Annotated in this window: 19 protein-coding genes and 1 pseudogene; 5 read left to right on the forward strand and 15 right to left on the reverse strand. The window is 44.9% G+C overall.

The window, feature by feature from the left end:
- Positions 1–29: 29 nt before the first annotated feature.
- From ACHBIF_RS09410 to ACHBIF_RS09430, 5 genes are all read right to left on the reverse strand, one after another.
- Positions 30–677 carry a hypothetical protein gene (locus ACHBIF_RS09410; protein WP_394720122.1) on the reverse strand — a complete coding sequence of 216 codons (648 nt, stop codon included), beginning with the start codon at positions 675–677 and terminating at the stop codon, positions 30–32.
- A 4-nt stretch (positions 678–681) separates the two neighbouring features.
- Positions 682–1,128, reverse strand: coding sequence for a LytTR family DNA-binding domain-containing protein (locus ACHBIF_RS09415; protein ID WP_394720124.1), 447 nt, complete (start codon positions 1,126–1,128; stop codon positions 682–684).
- Between the two features lie 136 nt (positions 1,129–1,264).
- Positions 1,265–2,020, reverse strand: coding sequence for a TIGR00266 family protein (locus ACHBIF_RS09420; protein WP_394720126.1), 756 nt, complete (start codon positions 2,018–2,020; stop codon positions 1,265–1,267).
- Positions 2,021–2,300: 280 nt separating this feature from the next.
- Positions 2,301–2,795 (reverse strand): carbonic anhydrase, encoded by a 495-nt coding sequence (locus ACHBIF_RS09425; RefSeq protein WP_105122268.1) that lies wholly within the window; start codon positions 2,793–2,795, stop codon positions 2,301–2,303.
- 137 nt (positions 2,796–2,932) lie between these two features.
- Positions 2,933–3,427 (reverse strand): DUF536 domain-containing protein, encoded by a 495-nt coding sequence (locus ACHBIF_RS09430; protein ID WP_105111069.1) that lies wholly within the window; start codon positions 3,425–3,427, stop codon positions 2,933–2,935.
- Between the two features lie 145 nt (positions 3,428–3,572).
- Here ACHBIF_RS09430 and ACHBIF_RS09435 point away from each other — a divergent pair, with 145 nt between their 5' ends.
- The 4 genes from ACHBIF_RS09435 (at position 3,573) to ACHBIF_RS09450 (ending at position 7,872) form a co-directional block, all read left to right on the forward strand.
- Complete coding sequence (locus ACHBIF_RS09435) at positions 3,573–4,745, forward strand: NAD(P)/FAD-dependent oxidoreductase (RefSeq protein ID WP_394720129.1); 1,173 nt, start codon at positions 3,573–3,575, stop codon at positions 4,743–4,745.
- Between the two features lie 9 nt (positions 4,746–4,754).
- A complete protein-coding gene (locus tag ACHBIF_RS09440) occupies positions 4,755–5,447 on the forward strand; it encodes a GNAT family N-acetyltransferase (RefSeq protein WP_257103962.1) in 693 nt (230 codons plus the stop codon).
- An 82-nt stretch (positions 5,448–5,529) separates the two neighbouring features.
- On the forward strand, positions 5,530–6,228 hold the full coding sequence (locus ACHBIF_RS09445) for an ATP-binding cassette domain-containing protein (RefSeq protein ID WP_394720131.1): 699 nt from the start codon (positions 5,530–5,532) through the stop codon (positions 6,226–6,228).
- A 9-nt stretch (positions 6,229–6,237) separates the two neighbouring features.
- Positions 6,238–7,872: a hypothetical protein gene (locus tag ACHBIF_RS09450; RefSeq protein WP_394720133.1), complete on the forward strand. Its 1,635-nt coding sequence runs from the start codon at positions 6,238–6,240 to the stop codon at positions 7,870–7,872.
- Between the two features lie 146 nt (positions 7,873–8,018).
- On the opposite strand, the gene ACHBIF_RS09455 is transcribed toward ACHBIF_RS09450, so the two are convergent.
- The 7 genes from ACHBIF_RS09455 to ACHBIF_RS09485 form a co-directional block, all read right to left on the reverse strand.
- Positions 8,019–8,759: a metallophosphoesterase family protein gene (locus tag ACHBIF_RS09455; RefSeq protein WP_394720135.1), complete on the reverse strand. Its 741-nt coding sequence runs from the start codon at positions 8,757–8,759 to the stop codon at positions 8,019–8,021.
- A 105-nt stretch (positions 8,760–8,864) separates the two neighbouring features.
- The gene (locus ACHBIF_RS09460) at positions 8,865–9,509 is read right to left on the reverse strand and encodes a DUF4352 domain-containing protein (RefSeq protein ID WP_394720137.1); all 645 of its coding nucleotides are present in this window, start codon (positions 9,507–9,509) and stop codon (positions 8,865–8,867) included.
- A gap of 173 nt (positions 9,510–9,682) precedes the next feature.
- Positions 9,683–11,032 (reverse strand): glucose-6-phosphate isomerase, encoded by a 1,350-nt coding sequence (locus tag ACHBIF_RS09465; protein WP_394720139.1) that lies wholly within the window; start codon positions 11,030–11,032, stop codon positions 9,683–9,685.
- Positions 11,033–11,113: 81 nt separating this feature from the next.
- A complete protein-coding gene (locus ACHBIF_RS09470; protein WP_394720141.1) occupies positions 11,114–11,656 on the reverse strand; it encodes a hypothetical protein in 543 nt (180 codons plus the stop codon).
- 134 nt (positions 11,657–11,790) lie between these two features.
- Entirely contained in the window at positions 11,791–12,582 is a 792-nt protein-coding gene (locus tag ACHBIF_RS09475; RefSeq protein WP_318830039.1) for a formate/nitrite transporter family protein, read from the reverse strand.
- Between the two features lie 63 nt (positions 12,583–12,645).
- Positions 12,646–13,902 (reverse strand): NAD(P)H-dependent oxidoreductase, encoded by a 1,257-nt coding sequence (locus tag ACHBIF_RS09480; RefSeq protein WP_394720144.1) that lies wholly within the window; start codon positions 13,900–13,902, stop codon positions 12,646–12,648.
- 15 nt (positions 13,903–13,917) lie between these two features.
- On the reverse strand, positions 13,918–14,520 hold the full coding sequence (locus ACHBIF_RS09485) for an NADPH-dependent FMN reductase (protein ID WP_394720146.1): 603 nt from the start codon (positions 14,518–14,520) through the stop codon (positions 13,918–13,920).
- A 117-nt stretch (positions 14,521–14,637) separates the two neighbouring features.
- On the opposite strand from ACHBIF_RS09485, the gene ACHBIF_RS09490 reads away from it, so the two are divergent.
- Positions 14,638–15,000: a DUF454 family protein gene (locus tag ACHBIF_RS09490; RefSeq protein ID WP_172067709.1), complete on the forward strand. Its 363-nt coding sequence runs from the start codon at positions 14,638–14,640 to the stop codon at positions 14,998–15,000.
- 40 nt (positions 15,001–15,040) lie between these two features.
- On the opposite strand, the gene ACHBIF_RS09495 is transcribed toward ACHBIF_RS09490, so the two are convergent.
- The 3 genes and pseudogenes from ACHBIF_RS09495 to ACHBIF_RS09505 all read right to left on the reverse strand — a co-directional run.
- Positions 15,041–15,454: a DUF2871 family protein gene (locus tag ACHBIF_RS09495; RefSeq protein WP_172067711.1), complete on the reverse strand. Its 414-nt coding sequence runs from the start codon at positions 15,452–15,454 to the stop codon at positions 15,041–15,043.
- Positions 15,455–15,466: 12 nt separating this feature from the next.
- Positions 15,467–16,750 carry a histidine--tRNA ligase gene (gene hisS, locus ACHBIF_RS09500; RefSeq protein ID WP_394720149.1) on the reverse strand — a complete coding sequence of 428 codons (1,284 nt, stop codon included), beginning with the start codon at positions 16,748–16,750 and terminating at the stop codon, positions 15,467–15,469.
- A 107-nt stretch (positions 16,751–16,857) separates the two neighbouring features.
- A pseudogene (locus tag ACHBIF_RS09505) lies at positions 16,858–17,182 on the reverse strand (hypothetical protein); the annotation flags it as partial.

Here is a 17,182-nt window from a genome sequence, read left to right on the forward strand (position 1 = left end):
GAGCCTGGATAGACTGCTCTCTGTTCACTCTAGGTGTAATAGATATTCAAAGTGGAGAAGGCCATATCTCCTGTGATATGTAGCATCTTTTCTCCTATACCAGTTGCATAGTTATTGACAGCAGATATGGAACTATCTAGCTCCACGACCGCCTGCCAGTTAGCAGGCAGATAAAGATTAACTGATGAGAAAGCTGCATCTATATGAAATTCAGCCTTATCTCCCAGAATAACCGCCTGATCAAAATAAACCATACTGGAGCCAAAGGCCACTTCCACACTATCGTAGGTAAAATTTTCCTCATGAATGTAGCGAGTAGAGGAGCCAAAAGCTATTTCCCGCCCCTTATCGCCAATCACGCCTGTACTGCTCACATCTGGTCTCTTGGGCTTGAATAAGAGCTGCAAACCCGCACAGGCTAGGCCTGCACCCACAATCAGTGTCCAAGTATCGATGTCCACCCAGTCAAAGTGGTTGTTCAAAATAATAAAGAGCAAAGTTCCCCACACAAAGCTTGTAACTAACTGTCTTCTAATTATTGCTTTTAGGAGAAGATAACTCCAACCGACTACCAGTGCCAATTTCCAAAGAGGAAGCTCAATAGCCGGCAAGTAATCTTGAAACAAGACCAAGCCTGCCAAGACCAGCAGAGCAATTCCTAAACCATTTTTTTTCATTTTTCTACCTCACTTCTCGTAACTTTTCTTTTAATAAATGATAATAATGCCGCGACACGTGGACTTCCTTGTGGGTATGATAAAAGGAAATCCGACTAGTCCCTGAAAAGGACTTGTCCAGCGAGTAGATGGCCTTGCTATTAGCAATGGTTGACTTGGAAACCCGACAAAAATAAGCAGGGAGGCAGTCTTCCAGTTCATAGAGCTTCATCTTGACTTCATAGGCGTCATCTCTAGTATGCCCCATCAGCTTGGTACCATCGGTTTCAAAAAAGAGCAGGTCTTCCAATTTCAAGAAATACTCACTGGTTCCTTTGTAAAAGACAAGTGAGGGACGGCTAACCTGTTGCAAAGCCTGCTGGATGCGTTCCAACTCTGGTCCTAGTTGGCTACTTCTGATAATCACTTCGACTTGCTCCAAGCTATCATCTAATTCAATCCGAACTTTCATACGACCTCCCTTTCATTTGATATACCTATTATATCAGGCTATGGTGTGAAGGCAAGGGCTTTTCAGTAAGTGGTAAAAAATGCCTGGTAAGTGGTGATGAAGGACAAGTAAAAAACCAGCCGCAGCTGGTTGAGTCTTAAAAAATCGCATCGAGCAAGGAAGTGCTACCACCACCGCCATCGCCACCTGTAACAATATGGCTGCCGATGACTTGGGCAAATGTTTCAATATTCAAACTTTGCACATAGATTTCACCATAACCTGAGAATGTATTGACAATCCCTTCACCAGTACCAATAGACTGAAGGAAGCCGTTTTCTAGGTGAATATCATAGTTGAGGTCACGACTCCAGGCTACCACGTGAGCATTATCGATGGTGATGCTTCCACCTGTTAGCTCAATTTTCTTGATGGAACCAAAGGCATTTGCCAAAAGTGTACCCTCGCCTTCTGTAGTCATGACAAAGAGTCCGCCTTGGCCACCAAAGAAGGCACGGCCCACACTTTGGCGTTCCATCTTATATTGAGCAGAACCATCCAAAGCCAGAAAGGCACCATCATTGAGGCGGTATTGTTTGGCACCCAGCTCTAGAGCAATAACCTGACCAGGTGTGGACGGCGCCAGGGCGATTTTCCCGTCATAGCTATTAGATACAGCCTGGGTGATAAACATAGACTCACCCGACACCATGGAGCGACCGATAGCTCCCAGCAACTTACCGAATCCTGAACCACCGCGGGCATTGAGCTTAGTATTTAAGGTCACACTGGGTGTATGGTAAACCATGCTCCCCTGTTGAATATAAGCCGACTCTCCAGCCTCTAAGGCAATTTCCACCAAAGGAAATTGCATATTGCTATCAATTGTGTATTTCATACGATTATCAGACATGAGAGGACTCCTTTGTTTCTTTGTATTATTTTTATAAAACAATTCTACATCAACTCCGAATGACTGTCAAGTATTTTTACAAAAAAAGCCGGAAATAATCCGACTTCACAACTCTGCTCTTAGAACCTATATTCACAAGTAAGGTGCATGTAGATAAGAGATAGTTTTTTGCTAATCAAGGCCGTTTGAGCTGGAATACTGACTGTATTTCGAGAAAAACGAACGCTTAGTAGCAGAAAACTAGCTTTAGCTAAAGATGGCGAGCTGTGAATACAGGTTCTTAGCTGACCTCTGTCATCCGACCCGTATCCACATCATAGACCGCACCTGAAATGACCACATCCTCAGGAATGAGCGGTGATTTCCGCAGTAGTTCCATATCCTCGCGAACACTCTCTTCCACATCTGTAAATGGCAAGAAATCCTGCCCAGCAACATCCACACCCAGCTCCCTGTGGATATGCTCCGCAAAAGCCTCATTGGTAAAGGTCTGCGCACCGCAGTCCGTGTGGTGAAGAACCACAATCTCCCGCGTTCCCATTTGTTGCTGGGAAATGACTAAAGACCGAATCATGTCCTCAGTGACACGTCCGCCAGCATTCCGCAAGATATGGGCATCCCCTAGAGCCAGCCCCAAGGCCTGGGCAACGTGCAGGCGCGAATCCATACAGGTCACAATGGCCACCTTGGTCTTAGGACGCAAGGGCAAATGCTGGGTTCCATGCAAGTCAACATAGGCCTTATTGGCCTTCATAAAATTTTGAAAATAGGACATAAAGCAACCTCCTCTAGAATAGTTTCCGAAATTTTCAGAAAATTATCTGTTTCTAGCTTACCACAATCACTCCTTTATGTCGCAAAAAAGAGAGCGACAACTTGTCACTCCCGAACATTTCCTAAAATAGGATCCCTCTATTTGCCAAATAATCTAGCAAAAAAACCTTTCGGTTTTACCTCTTCCGCCTGGGCCTTAACCTCGTCTAATTCTAACTTGAGAACTTCCTTGTCCGCCATAGCCTTGGCTGTTAACTGCTGCTGTTGGTCCAGCTGCTTATCCTTCTCCGCAATCTGGATATCCTTGACCCGCAACTGCTCATCTTTCTCAGCCAATTGTTGGTCCTTAACCTTGAGTTGGGCATACAAGCGCTCGATTTCTTCATTTTTTCCATCGATGACAATCTCAATCATTTCACGGTGAAGAACTTCGTCGCTGACTGGCTCATCTTCAAAAATCGTGGTCTTGTAAATCTCTTCCAGCTTGACCAGACCCTGACGATTGACCACCGTCACGCCCTTATCATTCTTCTCAACAAACTCATCTGGAAGTGATTTTACCCGGTTATTCATAGCCTGACGGCTGACACCTAAAATCTCAGCCAATTCGCTGACTGTTTTTTCAATTCCCATATTATCCTCAAATACTTGATTTTTCTACTGACTGTATCATTAAAATATTACCATAAGCACCCTAAACTGTCAAATTTAGACCAATAAATAAGTAGAGGGGAGTAACCTGCCAACCAGCTCTGCTATTTTATGATACAATAAATACATGAATACAGTAGATACCATTATTATCGGAGCGGGGCCTGCCGGCATGATGGCCGCTATTTCTTCCAGTTTTTACGGCAAGAAGACCCTGCTCCTCGAAAAAAACAAGCGTTTGGGCAAGAAACTGTCTGGTACAGGTGGCGGACGTTGCAATGTGACCAACAACGGCACCTTGGAAGACCTACTGGCTGGCATTCCTGGCAACGGCCGCTTTCTTTACAGCGTATTTTCCCAGTTTGACAACCATGACATCATGAATTTCTTTCAGGAAAACGGGGTCAAGCTCAAAGTGGAGGACCACGGCCGTGTCTTTCCGACCACCGACCGTTCCCAGACCATCATCAAGTGCCTGGAGATGAAGATGCTGGAAAATGGCGTGGACATCCGCACAGGAACTGAGGTGGTTTCCGTCCGCAAGATTGACGACCTCTTCCATGTCAAGACCAGCGAGGAAACCTTTACGGCACCCCAGCTCATTGTCACCACCGGCGGCAAGACCTATCCCTCCACTGGCTCGACTGGCTTTGGTCACGACATTGCCCGCCACTTCAAGCTGGAAGTCACGGAGATTGAGGCCGCTGAAAGCCCGGTTCTGACCGACTTCCCCCACAAGAAGCTCCAAGGCATTTCCCTAGACGACGTCACCCTGACCTACGGCAAGCACGTCATCACCCACGACCTGCTCTTTACCCACTTTGGCCTGTCGGGGCCTGCTGCCCTTCGTCTGTCTAGTTTTGTCAAAGGCGGCGAAACCGCATTTCTCGATGCTCTGCCGACCCATTCTGAGCAAGACTTGTTTGAGCATTTAGAAATCAATAGGGAAAAATCCGTCAAGAATGCCCTGTCTGAACTCATGCCTGACCGCCTAGCCGACTTTTTCGCAGAGAACTACGACTGCAAGGTCAAACAGGTCCAAAAAAAAGATCTGGCTGACCTGGTTACCCTCCTCAAAGCCCTACCTATCAAGATTACAGGCAAGATGTCCCTAGCCAAGTCCTTTGTGACCAAGGGTGGCGTTGATCTCAGGGAAATCAATCCAAAAACCTTAGAAAGCAAAAAGGTCCCTGGCCTCCACTTTGCCGGTGAAGTCTTGGACATCAACGCCCACACTGGTGGCTTTAACATCACCTACTGTCTGGCAACTGGCTGGGTGGCAGGGAGTTTGCATTATTAGGAGGGAACCATGCCTATCAATTCATTCGGTCAAGAAATTGGTATGCCCTTGCCACATTACACCAGTGGTGAGCGACCAAGTCTGGAGACTATACAAGGACACACAGTCCGCTTAGAAAAACTGAGCCTGCAACATGCAGATGATCTCTATCAGTTTTATGGACCAAATGCCAAGAAAGCTGACTGGACCTACTTGGCCCTTGAACCCTTTGCAGACCGTGACTCTTTTCAAGCCTATTTCCAGACGATATTGGATTCTATTGACCCTTATTATCTAGCTATTGTGGACCAGGAAAGCCAACAAGCCATTGGTAGCTTGGCACTAATGAATATTGTTCCAAATCACCGTAGCATCGAGGTTGGCTGGCTTATCTTTTCTCCACAACTGCAACGGACCCGACAGGCGACAGAAGCCCACTATCTTCTCATGAACTATGTGTTTGAAGAACTGGGCTATCGACGTTATGAATGGAAATGCGACTCGCTCAACCAAGCCAGTCAGGTCGCTGCCAACCGTCTGGGCTTTACCTACGAAGGTACCTTCCGTCAGGCTCTAGTCTATAAGGAACGCAATCGGGATACCGCCTGGTTTTCTCTATTAGACCACGAATGGCCCGACCGCAAGCATGCCCTTGAAAACTGGCTAAAGGATAGTAACTTCAATGGCCAGGGGCAGCAAAAACAACCCCTATCCTCTTTCTAAATTCAAGTAAAAATCTGCTTGAATTTTTTTGTTTTTTATTGTATGATAAATCCATAACAATATAACAAAAAGGAGATTGGCTATGCAACTGAAATTATCTTCTATTTCCAAGAAATTCGACCATAAAATCATTTTGGAAGACGCTTCTTTTACCTTTGAAAAAGGGAAGATTTACGGCTTGCTGGGGCGGAACGGAGCTGGTAAGACAACCCTGTTTAACTGCATTGCCCGAAATCTGACCTTGGATAGTGGCTCGATTCAGTTTGTAAAGGATGGAAATGCCTTTGACTACGATAATACGGACATCGGATTTACCCAAACCTACCCACAACTGCCTGCCTTTATGACGGCCTATGAATTTGTCCGTTTCTATATGGATATTCACAAGGATAATCTCAAATCTCCTCGCAGTCCAGAAGAATGGCTGAACTTAGTCGGTATCGGAGAAGAAGACCAACATCGCCTGCTCAAGGATTTTTCCCACGGTATGCAGAACAAGGTCCAGTTGCTCCTGTCCTTGATTGTCCAACCTCCTGTCCTGCTCTTGGATGAACCTCTGACTTCCTTTGACCCTGTGGCTGCCCACGAGTTTAAGCAGCTGATTCGAGAAGCTAAGAAGGATTCTGTTATCATCTTTTCCACCCATATTCTTCAGCTGGCTCAGGATCTCTGCGACGAGATTGTTTTGCTCCATCACCATAAACTCCAAGCTGTGCCGACAGACAAGCTCCATGACACGGACTTTGAGCAGGAAATTGTCAACCTACTAACGGAGCAATAGGAGATAGCCATGAAGAAACAAATCAAAGACATGCTGACCTACACCTGGTACCAGCAGCAATTCAGAGCCTACAAGTCGGCCAATAGCCTGCTCTACTACCTACGAAAAATTCCTCTTGTCGGCCATAAAATTCCGGTCAACATCTTCAAAAGGTATGGTTTCAAGAGTTTTCTTTTCTATTTCAACATCATCCTCAGCATCCCAACGCGCTTTTTTGCCAAGTTCTTCTGGTTGGCACTCCACGTGGGCATAGCCGTTCTCTTCCTCAATCTCTTCAGAGGTGAACCTCAGTTTACCCTTGAACAAGAAGACATGTGGACCATGGGCTTTGTCAGCTGGTGCTACTTCATTGGAATAGCCAATCGATTTTTAGGGAGTTTTGACCCCTTTATCAGCCAGCCCGACCGGGAATTCATGACCCATTTCGGCTTATCACGAACCACCTACTTCTACAGTCGTATTTTCTTAGAACCCGTCTTGACCAGTATCTACTACCTGCCCGCTCTGGTAACCTTCTGCCTCTTGTCGGGACAATGGATTTTCCTCCCACTAGGTTTCTTGACCCCCATGGCGCTGAGCTTTTCTGGACAGGCACTCAACCGCTTCCTTTTTCAAAAAGGCTTTCGCTACAAACGAAATGGTTGGTCATCTGCCGTCATCGGGATTTCTGGTATCATTCCCTATTTTCTTGCCTTTTATTACAGAGATAGCCTGAGCAACCAGCTGTTTATGGGGCTGGCTGTCTTACTAGGCATTCTCATCCTGGTCAGTCTGTGGACCTTGCTCCAGCCCTATCAGCTGAACAGCTACATAGAATTTTGCATGGACCAATCTGCTATCACCGATAAAAAAATCGCTGGTATCGTGCAGGGTAATGAATACACCCGTCAAGGTCTGCAGATGCAGGAGAAACTCAAACTCAAAAAAGGCAAGGACCTTAGTCACCTGTCTGGCATGACCTACTTAAACGCTCTGCTATTTGACCGCTACCGAACCATCCTAGAGAAAAAATCCCTCTTTCGAGTCGGCATTCTGGTCTTGATTTTTGCGACCTTGGAGCTCATTCGGTTCTTGGACCCGACCTTTACGGTTCCTGCCGAGAAAGGATTTCTACCCCTCCTGCCGGTGACCTTTATAGTCATGTATGCCGGCTCAATGGGGAAAACCATTGCCCAAATGGTCTTTGTCAACTGCGACCTTTCCATGCTCCATTACCCCTTTTATCGGGAACCGCAGACCATTATTGCTGGTTTCAACTACCGATTCAAGCAGTCTATCTTCTACAACGCTCGCTTTGCTGTCACCCTCTTTTTAGGGCTTGTCCTCTTTACACGGGCGACATACACTCCTGGCAGCTATCTGCTAACTGCCCTGCTATTGACCAGCCTGACCGCCCTCTTTTCCTTTCATGACCTCTTTATCTATTATATGTTGCAGCCCTTTACCAAAGACATGGAAGTGACCAACCCTGTCTATAAATTTCTCAGTGGAGCCCTCTACTGGGTGGCCTACCTCAATATCAAGCTGGATTTAGGCAGGCACTTGTACATCCTACTCATTTCGCTAGCTATGATTGCCTATGTCAGTATCGGTTACTGGATTTTATTGAAAAAGGCGCCACAGACTTTTCGGTTGAAGGCATAATACCTTCTGCAAACAACTCTCGTGACCACTCAGACTTTTTAGACAATTTTATCTGAATACACAAAAAGGCGACCACAATCGCCTTTTTTAATATGTCTATTTACAAAATCTTGTTCTCCCCTGTTTCCCGGTGGAGCTGATAAAAACTAATCTTCTACCTGCAACTGGAATCGGGTGTGACCGACCACATAGTCTTCGATTGGCCCGTCTTGATTGCAGACCAGACCATGGAGGACTCCGCCATAGACAGCACCGCCATCCATGCCAATTTTTCCATCACCACTGTCCCAAATCTGACTAATCCGCGTCTTAGTTCCAAACAAATTATAGACTGGTGTATGGCCGAAAATAATCCACTTGCCAGTTTCATTAGCTGCCTCATGGAACTTGGATCGCAACCAAACCATGTCATGCTCACTGGTTTCCCGCCAATCATCCAAGGTCAGGTCAACCCCCGCGTGAACAAAGATATAGAGCTCCGTTTCTAGATAGTAGGGACAAGATTTGAGAAAATCAATCAATTCCCCATATTGCTCTGAAACCTGATGGGCATCCACCATACCATCCACCGACGCATCCAAGGAACGCCCCAGCAATGAATTGATGGTCGTATCACCACCATTTCTCTGATAATGGTCATAGCGGTCCTGAGGGTCCCGCAACCAGGCCAGGAACATCCGCTCATGATTACCTGTCAGGCAAATGGCTCCCTGATTCTGCACCAAATCCATGACCAATTCCAAACAAGCCTTGGAATCCTCACCCCTGTCAATCAAATCCCCTAAAAAAATCAATTGCTGACGCTCAGGATTCCACTTCTGCAACAAATCAACCAAGAGTTGATACTTGCCATGAACATCCCCGACTACAAAATACTCTGGTTTCATAGACCTGTCTCCTTGTAAAACCATTGTACCATAATTTGAGGCATAAGAAAAACCGACCACACGGTCGGCAATGAGAAAGAGACTAGAAGTATAGCCTCTTGAATGTTATTGCAGGTTAATCAAACCAGTCTCTGTACCCCAGAATCCGGTTTGTACTTTGAGCTGGATACTCGGATCATTTGCGGTCTCTTCTGTAATATCAAAAACGACATTGCCAGTGATGGTGCTCTCTGGATTTACTTCAGAGAGGAAGAAATTTGCATCTTGATTGGCAAATAGACCCGCTGACGAATCCGTCTCGTACTCCACTTCACCTTTTAACAAAGTAAAGAAGTCATCTGTCACTGTAATGGCTTTAGTCCCATTATTTTTTACGGTAACATTGAGCAATAGGAAGACACCATTTGCATTTTTACCAAATTCACCACCAACATTAGTGACGATTTCTTTTGAATTTACAATATAGGTTACATCACCAACTGGCACTTCTTGCCCAATGCCATAGGTCACCTCTGCTGGCTTCTCCTCCGCTTTTTCTGAGCTACTTGCTGGAGTCTCCGTATTTGTCTGATTTGTTTCCTGCGTTGAAGGTTGACTTGAACTCGTAGTCCCCTCTTTACCGCCGCCAAGTGCATTGCCTAAAGCTCCAAGTACAATTAAACCTGCCAACACGATAAACCAAATCCGTTTGTAAAATGGTTTCTTCTGTACATAGACATTGCCATGCTCATCCCTAATTTTCTTTGCCATAATAGCCTCCTAAAGAATGTTATATGTCCATTATATATATCGGTTGTCAATAGATAAATGCAAGAAAATTTAGAGAAAAATTACTTTTTTAGACAATAGACACCTAGACACACAGACACACAGACAGGATTTGAGGCATAAGAAAAACCGACCAAGCGGCCGGTTCATATTCATTACAAACGTGCATTCAATTCTGCACCGAGTTCTTCAAATCCTGGCTTGCCAAGAAGAGCGAACATGTTTTTCTTGTAGGCTTCTACACCTGGTTGGTCAAATGGGTTGATGGCATTGAGGTAACCAGAGATAGCAATCGCCAACTCGAAGAAGTAGAAGGTGTAACCAAGTGTGAACTCATCTTGTTGTGGAAGAGTCACAAACATGTTTGGTACGCCACCATCCGTGTGAGCAAGAAGCACACCATCCGTTGCTTTTTTGTTTACAAAGTCAACGTCTTTTCCTTGCAAGTAGCCCAGACCGTCAAGGTCTTCTGCCATTTCAGGAATCAAGATATTTTTTCTAGGTTTGTCAACACGAACAACTGTTTCAAAGATGTTGCGGTTTCCTTCTTGGATAAATTGTCCAAGTGAGTGCAAGTCAGTTGAAAAGTTAGCAGATGTAGGGTTGATACCTTTTTGGTCCTTACCTTCTGACTCACCAGCCAACTGTTTCCACCATTCGCTGAAATATTGAAGTGATGGCTCGTAGTTAGCCAAGATTTCTGTTACATAGCCTTTTCTGTAAAGGATGTTACGGACAGCTGCATATTGGTAAGCTTCATTCTCAGCAATTTTATCTGAAGTGTAAGTCGTACGAGCTGCGTTTGCGCCTTCCATAAGGGCATCAATGTCTGCACCAGCTGCCGCGATTGGCAAAAGACCAACTGCTGTCAAGACTGAAAAACGACCGCCGACATCATCTGGAACTACAAAAGTTTCCCAACCATTTGCGTCCGCTTCAACCTTAACAGCACCTTTTGCCTTGTCAGTTGTAGCATAGATACGCTTGTTGGCTTCTTCTTGACCGTATTTCTTGACAAGCAATTCTTTGAAGACGCGGAAAGCAATAGCAGGCTCAGTTGTTGTACCTGATTTTGAAATCACGTTGACTGAGAAGTCCTTATCTGCCACGTAGTCCACCAAGTCAGCAAGGTAGCTTGATGAGATAGAATTTCCTGCGTAAAGGATTTGTGGAGCTTTACGCTCTTCACGAGTTTGCAAGTTAACAAATGAGTTGCTCAAGAAATCAATGGCTGCTTTAGCACCAAGGTAAGAACCACCGATACCGATAACCACCAAAACTTCACTTTCGTTTTGGATCTTAGCTGCTGCTTCCTTGATACGCGCAAATTCTGCTTTGTCATAGTTTTCTGGCAAATCCAACCAGCCGATAAAGTCGCTACCAGGACCTGTTCCTTGACGGAGCATTTGGTCAGCTAGAGTAACTTGTGGTTGCATGTAGTCTACTTCTTGAGCACCAACAAATTGGCCCAAGACTTTTGAATAGTCAAATGTAATATGTGTCATGTCATTCCTCCATTTATGTACCATAATATGATAACGCTTTATCATGTTTTTTTCAAGGGATTTGTGAATTTTCATTCATTTTCATGAAATGGTTTGCGCTAGACCTGCTTTTTGATTGGATTTCCGATGATTTTTAGCGAATATCTTGTCTGACAATGTCTCACCCTCTCCCAAGACAGTGATACATTTTGGCAGGCATATGGATAGTAGATAAAAAGGGAGCAACACTAAATACCAAATAAACATAACCTCAAAAATAAAGCGGGAATTGTTTCCTCTTTGAACATAGCGCTTCCTGTATTCTTCCTTCAAAGAAAAGTGAGGAATGTAAATATGGAAGGGGACAAATCCTCGAACCAGCATGGCTGCCAGCATCCTGACCAGAAAATTCATAGCTACGAGAACCGTCTTGCCCTCACGCTCCAGGGCATAGGCCCTGTCAATATAAGTCTGACGGTAGTCCTTGTCCTTAATAGGCCGCGGCACAGACTTCCTCTCTTCTTTGGTCAAATGGCTGACGCTCGAATTGTCATACTTGATGTCAGACATCTCTAAGTCCACGATGGCTGACGACTGTTTCGCAAGGGTCGATTTTCCCGTACCAGGAAAGGCAAAAATAAACATAGAATCTCCTCCTTTTCCCAGTAGAATAGCAGAGTAGACTAAAAAATACCTTAATGTAAATACATTATAGGCATTTTAGAGTATTTTTCAAGACCTATTTGAAAAAATCGGTCTGGGGTCTGAGAGCTTGTTTTCTAACCTTCCTTATGCACTGTTTTGGTCTCATTGAGCCAAGCATAGGCAATCCCGATAAAGAGACCTCCACCTATCCAGTTGCCAAAGAAAACTACGGTCCACTGGCGAAGAATATTGACCAAATCAAAACCTTTGATGTTGTCAACAGGGCTAAATCCAGCCAGCGAAAAAGAAGCAAAGTTGGCAATCAAGTGCTCATTGATGAGGAAAACAAACATGAAAATGGCAGATAGGGCCACAAAGAACTTGGCAGATTCCTCCTTCAGGAGCATATATCCCATAATAGCCATATTGACAAACATATTGGCAGTAATGCCCTCGATGAAGTTCATCCAATCTGTCTTGGCCAACTTGAGCTGGACCGCATTGATTACAAAACTCTTATCTGTCAGTTGCTGGAAGGAAAAAGATTGATTGAATAGATAGGCCAAGACAATAGCACCAATCAAGTTAAAGAAGGTACAATAAAGCAATATCGTGCAGACCTTCTTCCAGGAAATCCGCTTGTAGTAACCTCCTACTGTTAGATACATCATATTGGATGTCGCTAATTCGCCATTGAAAATCAAGACAAAAATCAAGCCGATAGCAAAGATAAAGGTAAAGACAAAGCGAGCCAGGGCCGGAAATTGGCTAGAAATGACATCCGCACCGATAATTCCCACAGCCGTTGACATGGTCAGATAGGCCCCAGCAAACATAGAACGCAGGGCATACCGACCCAAACTCTCATCAAAGAGAGCCTCTTTTTTGGCACAAGCCGCACCGATTTTCTCCTTAAAAACTGTCATAATCTCCTCTTTCTAATAAAATAAGAAAGGAAAAGTGCCCTGATGGCACCTTTCATTACAAATCTAATAGGCTTCTGATGCACCAGAGCTTGCATCCACATCGGAAGCAGCTGGAGCTGGAGCAGCACCTGCATCCGATGCACCGGATGTCGCATCGACATGGGCAGCTGCATGACCGTGACCAGCAGCTGGCATAGCCTTACCGCCAACCAACTGTTGACCAGTTTCATTGAGGTACCAATCCAACCATGGCTTGAAGTTGAAGATAATCTCGTTGATACCTGCAAAGGAGCCATCCGGATAGTACATAGCCTGATAGTTGTGGGTATTGATAACTTCTGGCGGTGTACCTGGAACAATGGTCCGAACGTATTCTTGGTTACCGTTACGGAGCGTTCCAACAACCCACTCCACGTTCTTCATGCGAGCTGGTGGCAGGGTGCCGTGTAGGGTTGCCAAACGACCGCCGACATGCTCTGGCAGACGTTTTCCAAGCATGGTTTCAGGATCTTGGTGAGCGGCATTATAGTAGAGGAACTGGTTGTTATCGTCTGTGAAAGTCAATTCAAAAGGCATGGCCTTGAGGAATTGATTGAGCTGATTAACCGTCAGTAGACCGTTGTCCAATTTGACATAGGTGTCTCCTTCAACAGCTCCAACCTGGGCAGCAGCCTTCTCCAACCAGTTTGGATCATCTGGGTCAATGCCCTGAACAGTCGTTGCAATTGGCTTACCGCAGTAAAGATCTTCTGGTTCAATTGGTTTTGGTTTTTTCAACTGAGACACTACTCCTACATATTTGATAAAGTTATCGAGACAGCTCTCTAGGAATTTCACTGTCCCCTCATTGATGATATTTCCTTTCTCATCAAATGCCTCTTTTGCCTTGCCAAGTAGGAATTCATTTCCTGGAAAGGTATATGCATTGACACCTGGAGCATCTAAAATCTTACGGAGATGGACCTGGGCACGGGATGTTCCTTGGTCATAGTAAGAAGCACCGACAATCATGACAGGCTTATCTGTCAGTGGGTGGAGCTTGAAGGACAACCATTCCAAGGTGCTCTTGAGGGCTGGTGTAATCGTATGGTTGTGCTCTGGTGTTGCAATGATGACACCGTCTGCACGAGTAATCTTATTGTATAAATACTGGATAGCAAAGCAGTCCGATTGGTCTTCATCTTGATTGAACATCGGAACATCCTTGATTTCCAAGACTTCTAGTTCAAACTTCAACTTAAATTGACGGCGGATATATTCCAAGAGCATACGGTTGTATGATTGGTCCGCATTTGATCCTACAATACCAACAAATTTCATCTTTTCGTCCTCTTCCTATAAACTTTCCCAGTCGAAATTCTCTGCCTCTTTGTGCAAGAGTTCCTTGGCATGAGACAATTTTCCAGTCATTTTCACAAATAAGCGGTAGTCGTCAAACATAGCCTCCAATTTTTGGATTGTTTCAATATCCACTAAATGACCTTTCTTATCAAAGGCAGTCAGGGAATTTGACAAGAGAAACTCATCAGGCAAAACGCTGGCTTTGAGCTCAGGAGCATTCAAAATCTGACGTAACTGCAACTGGGCACGGGAAGAACCCAAGGTACCATAAGATGCACCTGTAATCATAATCGGCTTGTTCAACAAGGGATAGATGCCATAAGACAACCAAGCCAAGGTATTCATCAAAACTGCTGGAATAGAGTGGTCATATTCGGGTGTTCCAATGATAACCCCTTCTGCCCCTTCAATTTTCTTAGCCAATTCCAAGACAGCTTCTGGTAATTGACGGGTGGCAGGCTTGTTAAACATTGGTAAATCCTTAATTTCTACCAATTCTATTTCAGCCATCTCGCTAAAATGTGTAGCCATAAACTGCAATAATTTCCTGTTGGTGGATGCGGCGGAGTTTGTTCCAACCAATGCAATCAATTTCATCTTGGTCCCTCTTTTCATCGTCTTTGTGACAGAAATCACGTTACCTCATTGTGATAACGTTTTCTTTATTAAAATGCAAGTCTTTTTTTCATTTTCCTTTTATGATACAATCGTAACATGAAAAAATATCTCTATTTTCTTTCCGGCTGCCTCAGTTTGCTTGTCGGAGTCATCGGCATTTTCCTGCCCATCCTCCCTACCACTCCCCTGTTACTCTTGGCTGGCTTTTGTTTTGCCAATAGTTCAAAGAAGTTTGAGACCTGGCTCAGGACAACCAGGCTCTATCAATTTTATGTCGCTGACTATGCGGAGACCAAGTCTATCAGCAAGAGTCGGAAAAAACGAATTATCCTGCAAATTTATATCCTCATGGGGATTTCTATCTATTTGGCCCCACTCCTACCAGTCAAAATCCTCTTAGTTGCTTTGACTATTTTCATTACCTACTATCTCTTCTTTATTATTCCAAATAAACAATAAAAGCAAGTTCCAAAACGGAGCTTGCTTTACTGTTTATATGTTAATTTTCAGCTGCTTTTTTCAAGGCAAGGAGTAGACTGATAATACCAACTGAAACCAGGATATGGCTGATACCTGCCAAGCCTGCAATACTAGCATTGACGGCTTTTGACAAATCCATTTCTAGAACCTGGGTCATACCGCGGACAGCCAGCATGATAGCAGAAAGAGGCAAGCCGATGTGGTAGGTCACTAGGAAGACACGAAAAGACTTGATTTTTTCCAGTTCATGGTGCTGGGCAAAGAGAGCCACAATCATAAAGAGGAACATGCCCAATGTAAACAGGTGGGTGTGAACCAAATTAAGAGATGTCTGACCAGTAAAACCGGTTAATTTGATGATCTCACGGTAAGCAAGACCGCTGAGAAGACCTGCAATAGCGTAAATTAAGGCGATGTTGATGTATTTTTTCATCCTCTACCTCCCCTACTCTGCTCCAAGTTCTGGCAAGAGGCTGGCAAAATCATTTTTGATGGTGTCCAGGCTAGTCTTGACTTCCTGGCGGGTCTGATTATTCTTGACAGTAATCTGGCTGCTTTCCAGCTCGCTTCCACCAAGGGTGATGATGTATTTGGCACCAAAGACATCCGCAGACTTAAATTGAGCCTTGAGCTTGCGGTCTAGGTAATCGCGCTCTGCTCGGAAACCTTGCTTGCGGATGGCTTGAACCAACTCTAGCGCTCCGCCATTGGCCTCCTGACCCAAAACAGCGATATAAACATCCAGAGACTGGTCAATCGGCAGCTCAATTTCCTGCTTTTCAAGGACCAAAATCAGGCGCTCAATCCCCATACCAAAGCCAATACCTGGTGTCTCAGGTCCATTGAAATAACTGACCAAGCCGTCATAGCGACCGCCAGCACAGATAGTCAAATCATTGCCCCCCACCTCGGTGATGAACTCGAAAATGGTATGGTTGTAATAGTCCAAACCGCGAACCATATTCGTGTCAATGACATAGGTGATACCCAGGCTGTCCAACATAGACTGGACCCCCTCAAAGTAGGCCACGCTCTCTTCATCCAAGTAATCCAAGATGGACGGAGCATTTTCAACTGCCGCCTTGTCCTCTTTTTCCTTGGAATCCAGCACGCGCAAAGGATTTTCCTCCAAACGGCGCTGGCTATCCTTGGACAACTGGTCCTTGAGCGGTGTCAGATAATCAATCAAGGCCTGGCGATAGGCCGCACGACTCTCTGGATTGCCCAGGCTGTTAAGGTGAAGGGTGATGTTTTGAATCCCTAGTTCCTCAAAGAAATGATAGGCCATGGCCATGATTTCCACATCCGTCGCAGGATTGTTGGAACCAAAACACTCCACACCAATCTGGTGGAACTGGCGCAGACGACCAGCCTGAGGACGCTCATAACGGAACATTGGGCCCATGTAGTAAAACTTGCTTGGCTTTTGCACTTCTGGAGCAAACAACTTGTTTTCCACATACGAACGAACCACCGGGGCGGTCCCTTCCGGACGAAGGGTAATATGGCGGTCGCCCTTATCATAGAAGTCATACATTTCCTTGGTCACGATGTCCGTCGTGTCGCCAACTGAACGGCTGATAACCTCATAATGCTCAAAAATCGGCGTGCGAATCTCTGCGTAATTGTATCGCTTAAAAATACTGCGGGCAAAGCCTTCCACATACTGCCACTTGACCGTATCCTGTGGCAATAGATCCTGGGTTCCCTTAGGTTTTTGAAGTTTCATCTCGTCTCTCGTTTCTACAGTTTGTTTCCTATTTTACCATATTCCCAGGCTTTTTGGAAATGGCAGAGCGAGCAAAAAACCATGTCTGCTTGACACGGTTTCCACTGCTATTTCTTATCAACGATGACAAAGCTGAGGTCATCCAGAGATAAATCAACTTCTAACTTTTCATCGGAATTTAAATTGAGTAGACTTTCAAGAGAATTTTCCGCAAAGCCGACCACCTTTTCCTGACGTTCAGCGTCATTCAGGACATACTCACTGGTCTTGTAAATTGCCTCCTGGGACTTATCAGACAGAAATTCTTGTGCCTTTTGTCCGGCAGTAAAGACATCGACAGCCTTGTCAATCAAACGGTTCTGTTGCAAAGTTTTAAATAAAGAATAAAATCCCTTACGGTATCTATGATTTAAGCTGGGATTCCCAATAATA

Source organism: Streptococcus sp. A11, assembly GCF_043674225.1.
GTDB classification, from domain to species: domain Bacteria; phylum Bacillota; class Bacilli; order Lactobacillales; family Streptococcaceae; genus Streptococcus; species Streptococcus suis_V.